The 11,959-nt window shown below is 39.1% G+C and carries 9 protein-coding genes; 2 read left to right on the top strand and 7 right to left on the bottom strand.

Annotation, left to right across the window (positions count from 1 at the left end; all coding sequences use genetic code 11):
• Positions 1-68: 68 nt before the first annotated feature.
• The 5 genes from BUB85_RS12475 to BUB85_RS12455 all read right to left on the bottom strand — a co-directional run bounded on the left by BUB85_RS12475 (position 69) and on the right by BUB85_RS12455 (position 9,209).
• Complete coding sequence (locus tag BUB85_RS12475; RefSeq protein WP_084534030.1) at positions 69-5,831, bottom strand: SpaA isopeptide-forming pilin-related protein; 5,763 nt, start codon at positions 5,829-5,831, stop codon at positions 69-71.
• Between the two features lie 437 nt (positions 5,832-6,268).
• A complete protein-coding gene (locus BUB85_RS12470; RefSeq protein ID WP_073110967.1) occupies positions 6,269-6,718 on the bottom strand; it encodes a sigma factor-like helix-turn-helix DNA-binding protein in 450 nt (149 codons plus the stop codon).
• Positions 6,719-6,733: 15 nt separating this feature from the next.
• The gene (locus BUB85_RS12465; RefSeq protein ID WP_073110965.1) at positions 6,734-7,345 is read right to left on the bottom strand and encodes a sigma-70 family RNA polymerase sigma factor; all 612 of its coding nucleotides are present in this window, start codon (positions 7,343-7,345) and stop codon (positions 6,734-6,736) included.
• Between the two features lie 523 nt (positions 7,346-7,868).
• On the bottom strand, positions 7,869-8,222 hold the full coding sequence (locus BUB85_RS12460; protein ID WP_073110963.1) for a helix-turn-helix domain-containing protein: 354 nt from the start codon (positions 8,220-8,222) through the stop codon (positions 7,869-7,871).
• 783 nt (positions 8,223-9,005) lie between these two features.
• Positions 9,006-9,209: a hypothetical protein gene (locus BUB85_RS12455; RefSeq protein ID WP_073110961.1), complete on the bottom strand. Its 204-nt coding sequence runs from the start codon at positions 9,207-9,209 to the stop codon at positions 9,006-9,008.
• Between the two features lie 265 nt (positions 9,210-9,474).
• Between BUB85_RS12455 and BUB85_RS12450 the strand changes: the two genes are divergently transcribed.
• Together BUB85_RS12450 and BUB85_RS12445 are read left to right on the top strand one after the other, a co-directional pair.
• Positions 9,475-9,909 (top strand): helix-turn-helix transcriptional regulator, encoded by a 435-nt coding sequence (locus BUB85_RS12450; RefSeq protein WP_073110959.1) that lies wholly within the window; start codon positions 9,475-9,477, stop codon positions 9,907-9,909.
• 56 nt (positions 9,910-9,965) lie between these two features.
• Positions 9,966-10,511, top strand: a complete 546-nt coding sequence (locus BUB85_RS12445; RefSeq protein WP_073110957.1) for an ImmA/IrrE family metallo-endopeptidase — start codon at positions 9,966-9,968, stop codon at positions 10,509-10,511.
• 108 nt (positions 10,512-10,619) lie between these two features.
• Here the strand turns inward: BUB85_RS12445 and BUB85_RS12440 are convergent, their stop codons facing one another.
• Positions 10,620-11,582 carry a lipopolysaccharide biosynthesis protein gene (locus BUB85_RS12440; RefSeq protein WP_073110955.1) on the bottom strand — a complete coding sequence of 321 codons (963 nt, stop codon included), beginning with the start codon at positions 11,580-11,582 and terminating at the stop codon, positions 10,620-10,622.
• A 106-nt stretch (positions 11,583-11,688) separates the two neighbouring features.
• Positions 11,689-11,959: IS66 family transposase (locus tag BUB85_RS12435; protein WP_143160714.1), on the bottom strand; the 271-nt coding region annotated here is incomplete at its 5' end.

Here is an 11,959-nt window from a genome sequence, read left to right as displayed (position 1 = left end):
CTCTCCTTAAACGAAAAAAGGGCACCTACAGACAGTTACGGTCTATAAGCGCCCAAACAACATGCTTCTTATTTCTTTTTCTTTCTCAAATAGAAAACTGATGTGCCCGCACCACAAAGAGCCACTGCCATCATCAGTAACCAAATGCCCATCTTACTGTTATCCCCAGTCTTTGGAGCATTCGTTACGGTCGTAGTGTCCTGCTTCGGAGTCTCAGTTCCCGTATCTGGTTTTGGTGTTTCCGTTTCTACCGGTTTCACCTCATCCTTCATTACCACTTTCTGGATCTCTCCAGTGTCTTTCACTTCAAAGCTTACATCTTCCGCTACCAAATAGCCTTCCGGTGCACTCTCCTCATGAAGAGTGTACTTTCCGACTGGCAGTTTCTCGATATAATGTGCTTTTTCCTCAGAAGTCCAACTTTCTACTTCATTTCCAGCTTCATCAAAAATGGTCAGCTTCGCTCCAGGTAATTCTTTTCCAGTGGTCATATCCTGTTTGGAAATTTCTACTTTAGTCACATCATTTTCAAATACAAATTCATAAGTGACTTCTGCTTCTTTCTCCCCTGCATACTCAAATGTGAAGTCCTGTTCTTCTCCTGATGTTACAAAACCTTCTGGTGCTTTGATTTCTTTCACATAATATTTGCCATCTACAGGAAGATCCGCAGTAAAATGAATCTCACCTTTTGTATCCGTTGCCTTCTGTTCAATGATTTCATCTTTTTTCAAAAGAACCTTTCCAGAAGCTGATTTGATATCCTCTCTGGAATAAAGAGCAAATACACCACCTTCCAGGACGTTATCTGTGTTCTTTTCTTTCTTTATCACACGGATAGCCACTTTCTGGCGATTATTATTCCAATCTTCATCAAACGTAACCACTGGTGTATCCTGATCGCGATATGACAAATCTACTTCCTTCGGTTCCTCATCCAGGACATAACCATGTACTGTTTCAACCTCTTTTACATAGTATTTGCCTACTGGAAGATTTTCCACCTTTGCAATTCCATTGTCATCTGTGGTTATGGTTGCCACCAGCTCATCTGCCTTATAATAATCTTCACCGACACCATCCGCTGCTTTAATATCCTCTTTTGCATACACTTCAAATGTTACTTTCGTCAGGTTTCCTGTGACATATTCAAAAATATGCTCGATGGTTCCTTTGGCTTTCTCAAGCAGTGAAACATTATCTAAAAACTCTCCCTTTTTGTTGATGATTAACAACGCCGTTGGCACATCATCCTTCATCTCCACCTTCTGAACCTCTGCAGTATCTTCTACTGTGAATGTTACTTCCTCTGCTTTCAGATACCCATATGGAGCAAATTCCTCACGAAGAGTATACGTTTCCCCTACTACCAGGCACCGGATTACATGTGGTTTATCCTTAACCGATGTCCACTGGTCTACCTGGTTTCCATCTCGATCAAGAACTGTCAACATTGCACCATCCAGTTCAACTCCCGTTGTCAAATCTGATTTCGTGAATTCAAATGTAGTTGAATCATTTTCCTTGACCGGTGTCAGCTCTACTGTACTCACAGTTTCTCCCTGATAACTTGCATCTAGGCTGATTACTTCATTGGAAGAGACATATCCTGCCGGTGCTTTCAATTCTTTTACCACATAATTTCCGAGTGGAATATCCATAGTAAATGCAGCAATTCCCTTCTCATCAGACTCTGCTTTCTCAATTAAAGTATCTGCCTCGACAATCGTTTTTTCTCCTACTACGATATCTTCTGCCGTATAAAGTCCAAACTCTGCTCCTTCCAGTACTTTCTTGCTTTCCTTATCCTGTTTTATGACTTGAATCGAGACTTTCTGACGATCATTGGCAAAATCTAATCTTTCTGAAACCACAGGTGTATTCTGGTCTGCATAAGCAAACTCTACATCCTGCGAAACTGTATTTAATACGAATCCATTTGGTGCATGGATTTCTCTCACAGTGTACGTTCCAATCGGAAGGTTTTCCACCACTGCCTGTCCATCTCCATCCGTTTTTACCGTAGTTACTACCTCACCTTTGGCATATTCTTTATAGCGATTGCCATTTTCATCTTTCTGGAAATCCGCTGTATAAATATCTTCTGCCGCAGTCACTTCAAACTCTGCTCCTGCCAGAGATGCCATCTCATAATGGAAAGTTCCATCATAATCTTTTAACAGCTCTCCCTGTTTGGTAATAATTAATTTTCCTTTCACCGGATGATTCTGATAATCGACTGGAATCACGGTATCTCCACTGACAGAATCCACTAAAAATGCGGTGTTACTGTCCACGGAAACCTCATAGTAATTCTCATTGAGTGTATATCCGAATGGAGCATTAACTTCTTCAATTCGATAATTACCAATTGCCAGATTTTTAGGCAGAATCAGATATCCTTCTTCATCTGTAAAGTAAGATTTATGCACCTCAACCTTCGGATAAGTCGTAACCTGTTCTACATACTCCTTTTTATCCAGATCATATACCTTGAACTCTGTGTTTTTAATTAAAACACTTCTTCCTGTCTCATCATCTTTCTTTGTGATTTTTAACTTTGCCTGGAATTCATCATCCAGAAGCACACGCCATACCTGTGGCTCATTCGGGTGGTCCTCTATAATGCTCACAGTAAAATCATCTACCGGCGTATAATTATGTGGAGTTGTTGTCTCTCTTACAATATACGTTCCATACGGTATTGCAATCGAGCAGGCATATCTACGTTCATCGGTAAAGATTTCTGTGGAACCATTTTCTCCAATTACCACTGGTTGTGCAGATGCGAAATCATAGGTACCATCGGTATTCTTTGATAAACTACTTACCAGATACGCACTGAATCCAACTCCTTTTAGTAAGTCTGCATCGGTCTTTCCATTGTTGGCAACCTTAATCAGCTGAAATGGCTGTGTGATAACAGTCTCCAGGGATTCTGCCGTATTTTCTACAGTTGCTTTTAAGTCTCCCTCATAAGTCATGTTTAGATCATAGGAATTCTCATCCAACAGATATCCTTTGGAAGCAGAAATTTCTTTCACATAATACTCTCCCAGATACAGATCTTTTATTTCAGCCTTTCCTTCTTTGTCAGTAGTAAGTTCTGCAATCTTGGTTCCTGCTTTATACAATACCCCTGTCTGTCCATCGGGATGTACAATATCATTCTTCGCATATAGACCATATACAGCACCTTCTAAGGTTGCGTCTCCCTGTGGAATGCTTCCAGTCTTTGCATCCTTCTTAATCAGATGAATCGTGGCATTCACATGGTCATTTTTAAATGTATGAGTAAACTTCACGGTTGCTTCCTTATCTGTCGTGTACTGAAAATGGAAGGTAAAAACATCTGTCGTATTTCTGACATACAGATTTGGTGCTTTATCTTCCTTCACGTCATAGCTGTTGCCAATTGGCAAATCAGCCTGATAGAGAGCACTTCCATCAGCACCGGTAGTTGCCTTTTCAATCAAGGTTCCCTTTTTTACAATCACGCTACCATCTACATTCTTAATATCATTTCCTGCATACAAGGCATAGACACCACCTGCTAATGGTTTTTCTGTATCTATATCCTTTTTCACAACGGTTACGTTTGCCTTCTGGCGATCGTTAGTAAAGGTCATCTCTTCAACTACGGTCTCAACAGTTTGTCCTGCATAAGACAGTGTAATCTCTTTGCTTTCCCCTTTACATATCAGATTTGCTGGGGCCTTTGTCTCTGTAATCTTGTAGCTTCCAAGATACAGATTTTTTAGGCTGACACTTCCAGACGCATCTGTTTTTAATCCAGACTTAATTACTTCGCCCTTTTTATAGACAGTTGTTCCATCTGCTCTTACGATATCTGCCGCCGCTGTTACTTCAAATACGGCCCCCGGCTGTTTTCTCTTCTCATACTGGAAGGTCACACCAGTATCCGTAGTAAGAGCACCCGTCAACACCTCTCCCTGCTTATAGATTAAGATATTTGCTTTCTGCTCCTTATCGGTGACAGTCACTGTCTTTCCTGCAGCTTCCAACTTGATATTCTCAGCCTTTGTTTCCACCAGATATCCTCTTGGAGCTGTGATCTCCTTCAAATAAACAGTTTCCTGTGTTTTTACAAAAGAAACCTTGGATGCTCCGTTCTTATCCGTTGCCGGCATCTTAACAATCAGGTTCTTACATTCCGGATCACTGTAAATACCGTAGACAGCACCAGAAAGACAAGTCTGTGTATTGGTATCTTTTTTTACAATAGATACCTCTGCCAAGTCCACCCATTTCACAGAAAAATCCACGTACTTCTCATCATCTACACCTTCACCAAATACCAGTGCCAGGTTCTGTGTCGTGCCTCCTGTTGTAATCAGATAAGCAGAATAATCCTTTGTGAGAAATCCTTTCATAGTAGATGACCAGCTGCTGCTTACATCTTCAACCTGTGTGAGCGGTGCAGATAAATAGAAGGTTGTTCCTCCACTTACTGTTACATTTTCTCCGGCTGCTGAAGTCTTTCCTGTTGTCTCATTATGAAATTTCACGCCGTCTGGAAGCTTCATGGTAATGGACTGTGCTGCATCTGCATGAAAGGTAATACTTTTTGTTCGCTGAACCTTTCCATCCACATACGCCTTTACATCCCCATCTGAAAACGACATAGCAACGTCTGGAATATCCGACTGACTAACACAGTAATTATAAAGCTTCATAGCCAGATTCTGAGCTGTCTCATTGGTTCCCGTCCAGGCTCCGGCTGGATCATATGCATAAGACGCTGCAAGATGAAGAAGAATTACTCTTGCTCCGGATGGCAGGTTGCCATACTCGGAACTTTCAGAAAAGAAGCTATCATCGCCTGCCGCTTTTGTTCCATAATAACAAACTTTAGCAAGTGACTTCGCATCCCCTAATTTACTGATGGAATAATTTCCGCTTCCGGGAGATGCTTTGGATGGTTCCACGCAATAGGCTTTTGCACTTACAGAACCAAAACTTACTGTAAATTCACAGGTCAGATAACTACCATATCCATAACTGGAATAGTAAATATCCTCTCCCTTTGTTACTGTTACAGACTGCGCTGCTCTTGCCACTGTTCCATATGCTTGGAAAGTTACAGACTCCCCTGCCTGTAAATCAGCAATAGGGACTTCCTGTTCATTTGCCTGCTTCATAGCAGAATCTAAAGTAAGACCAGTCTCCTCATCTATATGAGATTCTTCTGTAACTGGATTTTGTTCCTCTGTCTCTGCTAACTGTTCTGTTTCTGCTAACTGTTCTGTCTCTGATACTGCTTCTTCCGCTGATTCTGCTTCTACCGCTGATTCTGATGGTACTTCTGTAACCGTTTCTGTTTGCAGCTGCGGCTCCGCTTCTTCATCACCGTTGCTCTCAGAACTTCCAGAACCTTCACTTACATTTTCTGTTTTTACGGATGGTTCCTTCACAATCAATTTCCTGCTGATTTGATACTTCGGATGGTTCTTGTTTACTGGTTCCACATAATATACTGCAGTATAAGTATCTGCATGATCATTGGAAAAGTCCTGCTTCTTGTCATTCTTTGCCTCTTCAAAGGTTACTTTTACTTTTTCATCATCCATAATTTCAAGATTGCTAAAATCAATCTGGACATCAAACTTGTAACCAACCTCCATCTCATAATCCGTCGCAGTCACAACTTCATCTGCATCCAGCTGTTCTTTTACTTTCTCATAAAGAGGCGGCTTACTCTCCTCCACCGGCAGTTCTGCCGCAAAAGAAGTCATGGGCTGCATAAAGGAAGATAAAATTGTAACTGCTGTAAGAATGCCTGACATGGCACGTTTTATATTTCCTTTCATTCTCAAAATACCTCACTTTCTTCACTTTGTTTTTTTAATGTTGTAACACCCCTTGCTTTTATGTCTTCATATCGGGTTCCTCCTTTCGCAAATTGTGTGCTGCGTATTTGATGGAAATCTTACATAACAGCACATGGATATAGCGGTATCTGCCCTGTGGCAAACACCGCTACACTTTCTACTGTTATATCTATTCAAGGTTTTGAGCTTTTCCTGTTTTCTTTCCCAGACCCGTTCCTGTTCCGGTTTCCTATGTGTCCGCAACGTTATCAGAAATTATCTGACCGCCGATCCAGTACGCAGAATGCATACCAGACCAGGTATCTATATCTAGGCAGGTTATGTAGTTTTCAAGGAACAATGAAAGAAGTACTTCGACTCCTTTCACCTACCACACACCTGCACTGTTCTTTGGTAAGCACTCTATTTAAAAAGTTTTATATTTGATCGATTTTTCTTTTTGTACACTTCTTTTTTAGCTTTTCAAGTATCTGCCGCTTCCGAAACAAAATGATTCTCCTGCTTTTCCCCAGTTCCTGTGCAGTTTCTACCGTATTCAGGTTCAGATAATAGAGACAGTAAACAATTGCCTGCTCATACTCTGTTAGTTCCCGGATCATCTCTCTAACCTGCTCTCTCATAAAATCTCGGAGCACAATATTCTCAACATCAACTTCGTCCGGAATGGATAAATCCGAATAAAAATTGTTCCCCTGCATTGCTTCCAGACTGTACACATGATGTTTTTGCTCTTTTTCCTTCTGGTACTTCTCTTTTCTTCGCATCTGATACCAGCAAAGATAAACTTCCCTGGTTACCTCCACTAACGTTCCATCTTCCAAACGTATTCTGTAATGTTCTCTTTCCTTTGGCTTTCTTGTATTCATTGCTATGATCTCCTTCTATTTCAGTACAATTTTCTTCATTCGTTTAAGTGCCTTCGCTATCGCATCTGATACTGCCGGACGGGTAATCCCCAGTTCATCCGCAATCTGCTGGTGGGTCTTTTCCATATAGAAATACTCCACAACTACTTTTCTCTGTCTGTTGGTAAGCATCTGTAGCAGTTCCTCCATCATCTCCTGCTGTATGAGCCTATCAGCCAGACAATCACTTTGATCAGACAATGCATCCCAGTCTTCCGCTTCAGCACTATAAGAAACCTGGTGCCCTTTTTCCTTCATATAGAAGTTATGAGAAAGCCTGTCCTCCCCTTCCAACATCAGACGGATATACCATTTCTCCTGATCAAATAGATGTTCATCCACACAGATATCCTCTTTATTCGTTGCATAGGAATAAGATTTACATCCATTCACCGGAAAAACAGTTGCTCGATTCTTGATCTGATAAAGTGCATATCCATTTTTATATACTGTAAGTTCTGCACCATTTCCCATAATTTCCTTTACCACAATTTCGCAATCCGATTCCCGTAACGCCCTGGCTGTTGGAAGCTTAGCTCCAGCCTTTGGTTCCTCTACTAAGTTCCGCAATTGTTCTAATGTCAGCATATCTGCCACCTTCCTGCCTCTCGGCAACGGGTGACACTGTGACTGGAATCACTTGGAAACTTGCGTGAAAAAGGCAGCAAAAAACAGCCTCCGGCCAACCCGTTTTTTTTAACGGGAGCCTTTGACTCCTCCTTGCTGCCTTATGAATCTCAGACCACTATCTTCTGGCTTTCTGTCGTTTTAACACATGAATTGATTTTTCTTCCTTTATGGAAACATTCTTCTTTTGTTCCGTCGATTTGGAGAATACAGATTAATCCCCCATAGCATCATAAGGAAGATACTGACGAAATTCGATTTTTTCCTGGATTGTCATGAACTCACCTCCTGGTCTCTGTCATATCCTTTGATTTGTTGTTTTCATTTGATATATCTAAGATATCGCATATCGCCCAAAAGCTCCCTCCGATGAATGTAATGTAAGGAGCATTCTGATACGCAAAACATTACATCGCTGTAAAGTTTCATGGATCTGTCTAAAAAAAAACAAAAAAATACCGTGCAGTTCAATCCCCTGCACGGTTTATGCTACTGATGTTTGTGATAATTGATTTGCCATCTTCATAATCAAATCTCTAGCTTCTGGATTCATCTTTTGAAGCATGTTAAGTAAAATTTCTTCATCCGGTGCCATATGTACCTCTGGTTGCGACACCCTCAAACGCTCTGGAACCAATTCATCTACAGGTATCATAAGCGCATCTGCTATTCTGAATAGCACTTGACTATTCATCTCCCTTTTACCATTCTCATACTCGGAAAGCATCTTAACAGAAATGTCTGCATCAAATGCCAGCGTTTCCTGCGTTATTTTTTGTTTTTTCCTGACTGATCGAATGTTTTCGCCTAATATCTTGGCATCTGATTTCATCTTCATCTGTTAAGCTGCCTCCTTCCTTTGTATTTTTTCTTTCTGCTTTAAAACGACAAAAAAGCCGGAGCAGAAAGACATAACATACTTCTAATTTTCCAATCAAAAGTATCATCATGCGTTTCTACTCCGGCTTATCATCCATGAACGATTACCGACACTAGGCGCTATCTATTAAACTTGAACTGCAATTGCTGACAAGTATACACCGATATTTTGATTTTTCAATTTTAAAAGTATTCTTTTTTTCAATTAAAATTAAATATGTAATATTATCTATCAAAATTTATCTATGTATCTTGCAAACAATTCCTATAAAATATCTAAATTATACTATGCAAACAATATAAAATACGCCTAATTCACTTCCTTTCAATAATCACTCTTATCACTTTTTTCATCATCAATATTCATTCTTCAAAATTATCATTTTCTAAAATTATTCATAAATGTTAAATAGTGAAATAAGTATAGCACTTTCCGCATATATCGTAAAGCAAAATCCGACAAGATTTCCCATTCCCATTAAATTATGTCTTTACCTATAGATGCGTCTGGATGCATAAAGAAAGCACAGCCAAAGCAAGATACAAAGATACAGATTCTTCTGCACTGTTTCTGCTACGGCTGTGCTCGTATATCATAGAACCGGCAACGCTCGGATTACAGATACTCCTAATTCCAATCTAACTAACGGTATCGAATTACAAACAATCATCCCTGCGGCTGAATAACTACACTTCTGTGTTACCCTAGAAACGCTGCTCCAATTGTCTATCCGATTATTATCTAATGGTCACACTTCATATCTGACTGAAATACAATATGATCAACTGGCACACCCACCAGTTCTTCTACAATCTCTTCTGCTGTGACATAATCTTCTAATTTTCCCGACTTCACATGGAGGACAATTTTCCCATCCACAACAGTACGATTCCCTAATCTCGCTCCTTTTCTTGGAGTTCTGACAATGTTATTCACGCCTTTCACACGCAAACACCTCCCTCGTAAATAAAATGTTACCCGAATCTACTTGCAACATCACCTCTGTTCTAAATTTTTCCTGTTAAATAGAAGTATCTTCTCAAATTCACTTGACATTGAGAAGTTTTAGAATTATACTATTCTCAACTTCTCGAATGTATGTTTGTATTATATATTGTGAACTTCGCATTGTCAAGTGAAGTTTATAACAATTTCATCATACCGAGAGAAATAAATATTAACCCACATTTTTAGAAAAGAGGAATCTACCATGACTTTAGGAAAGAAGGTAAAACTAAGAAGAGACGAACTGAAGATTGGCCAGGCTCAATTGGGCGAATTATGCGGTGTATCTCGTCGCACCATTGTATCATATGAAACTGATAAAAGTCTTCCAAGAGAAAAATCCCTTAGAAAGCTCGCTGAGGCACTGGGCGTAACAGAATGGTACTTAACACACGATGACTGCACTGAACCAACTGCCGGAATCAATGAAGAACCTTTTATTCAGGCAGCAAGAGATCAATTTGGGAAAAAGGGTGCCGAAGAAATGGCAGATTTACTAATTAAGAATGAACAAATGCTTGCAGGCGGAACATTGAGTGAAGATCAAAAAGATATGTTCTTTGCTGCAATTTCAAAAGCTTATTTTATTAATAAGGAACATGCCCGGGAAAAATTCGGGCGCAAGAAAAGTGATAGTTAGGCGAATATGTAGCCCATTTTGCACTATCGAATAACCTGAAGGTGAGAATACTGCCTATGACAAAAGACGAAATCACACGTATCGCACAAAAGTTACGAAATACCTACCACGTGACCGAACCTGAAAAACTCTGCCAGATCCTGGATATCTGGTATGATTATATGCCAATGGGTACAGAAACGGACTGCATCAAAGGATTCATCAACCGGAGTAACCGCTGCTACTGTATCATCATCAACGATGATTTACCGGAAGAATTAAAACGAATCATCATGTTCCATGAGATCGGACATTACGCTCTCAAACATATGTCTAAAACCATCTGTACCTTCAAAGACTACGGTATCTATAACGTAATCTCTGACACAGAGAATGAAGCCAATCTGTTTGTTGCTGAGTATCTACTGGATTCTGAGGAAACAATGCGGACCCTCAGAGAAACGAACTCGTTTTTCCAGACCGCGGCTATATTAAATGTGCCTCCAGAGATACTGGATTACAAATGGCGAATGTTAAGTTATTATAAGCGGCTTGCCGGGCAATCTCCTATCCAGGTGAACAGTGACTGTTTGAAACGCATACAGATAGCAGGAAATTCCTGACTCTAACATGGCAAACCATTGTTGTATTTATGGTTTGCCATACCCTGCCGGTATACGGTAAATAGCCAGTACCGTATACCCATTTACCTCCCATATGCTGTTCATTAATTATTTACCTCCTATATTTCTGAAATTAATTTTCTTTAATATCATTGTTTTCAAATTCTTTAAAGTATTCATATTTACAAATAAAATAACCAGAAAAAGAACTGCTGATAATGCATATACTATATTGTGCTGGATTTTTATCATAATACAGCATTGAACTGAAAGAAGCAAAACAGAACAAATAACATTAAAATATTCAATTGAAAACTTAATATATTTTTGTGTATCATACATTCTAAAAATAAAAATCAGAAAATATGAAATCGCAGTTGCAAAAACCGCCCCTTGAACACCTATTCGTGGAATCAACAAAATATTTAAAACAATATTAATTATAGCCGCTACTAATGTTGTTGACATTACATTGACATTCTTTTTGGCTGATGTGTAAATTGCCCCAAAAAATGTGGCATATGACTGAAAAATACTTCCTAATAAAAGAAAAGGAACAAAAATCCAGCATTCAACAAAACTACTACCAACATAGATTGACATAAATGGCTTTATTATCAAAACAATTAGCGATGACGATAATACTAACATACAATTAAAAACGCTAAAAATTTTAGAAAAGAAATTTGGATCTTTGTTGTTATCATATTCTCTTACAGAAGAAATAATCCATGCCTGGTTAAATATAGTTGTCAAAGAAATTATTATCGATGGAATCTTTGCCGCAACGGAATAAATTCCTGAGGCAGCGGCAGAATCAAAGTACTCAATCATTACTTTATCTGAAGAATTAATTATCCACCAAGATACATTGTTTAATATCATCGGAAATGAAAATACTAACATCTCTTTTAACAAACTCATATTAAGCTTGTTTGATATACAATCTCTGATGACATTACCAAAAATCAAAAGTTGAATAATTGAAAGAATAGAAGAAAGGATAATAGCTACAAAATATCCTAGTAATCCTAGCTTAAGCACAGATAAAAAAACAATATTAAAAATCATTAAATATAACGTATATAATATTGAATCTACGTAAGCGCAAAATAATCCTACGCTATTGACAAAATATCGCTTGCACCAAAGATAGATGCAAGCGTTTTACTCTATTTTAGTTTTGACAGCTAGCTTTGGCAGCTTCGCTCCAGGGTGTAAGTTGCTCTAGCAACTCATCTGACATGCCTTCGTTTGGCCGTTGTGTCAATAGATACGTTAGATATTTATAGGTGTTCAAATCATTCGCTTTAGCCATTTCAACCATGGTGTATACCATAGCACTGGCGGTTGCTCCTTTGGGACTAGCACTGAATAGCCAGTTTTTCCTACCTACAGTAAATGGTCTGATGGCATTTTCACTAAGATTATTGGAAAAACTGCAGTGA

Origin of the sequence: Hespellia stercorisuis DSM 15480, assembly GCF_900142165.1 — a bacterium.
Classification (GTDB): Bacteria; Bacillota; Clostridia; order Lachnospirales; family Lachnospiraceae; genus Hespellia; species Hespellia stercorisuis.
Note: the sequence above shows the minus strand (reverse complement) of the source record. Positions and strands in the feature narration are given on the sequence as shown.

Coding starts and splice junctions, on each gene's coding strand:
- BUB85_RS12475 (WP_084534030.1), bottom strand. CDS start 5,831: ATGAAAGGAAATATAAAACGTGCCATGTCAGGCATTCTTACAGCAGTT.
- BUB85_RS12470 (WP_073110967.1), bottom strand. CDS start 6,718: ATGAATACAAGAAAGCCAAAGGAAAGAGAACATTACAGAATACGTTTG.
- BUB85_RS12465 (WP_073110965.1), bottom strand. CDS start 7,345: ATGCTGACATTAGAACAATTGCGGAACTTAGTAGAGGAACCAAAGGCT.
- BUB85_RS12460 (WP_073110963.1), bottom strand. CDS start 8,222: ATGAAGATGAAATCAGATGCCAAGATATTAGGCGAAAACATTCGATCA.
- BUB85_RS12450 (WP_073110959.1), top strand. CDS start 9,475: ATGACTTTAGGAAAGAAGGTAAAACTAAGAAGAGACGAACTGAAGATT.
- BUB85_RS12445 (WP_073110957.1), top strand. CDS start 9,966: ATGACAAAAGACGAAATCACACGTATCGCACAAAAGTTACGAAATACC.
- BUB85_RS12440 (WP_073110955.1), bottom strand. CDS start 11,582: ATGATTTTTAATATTGTTTTTTTATCTGTGCTTAAGCTAGGATTACTA.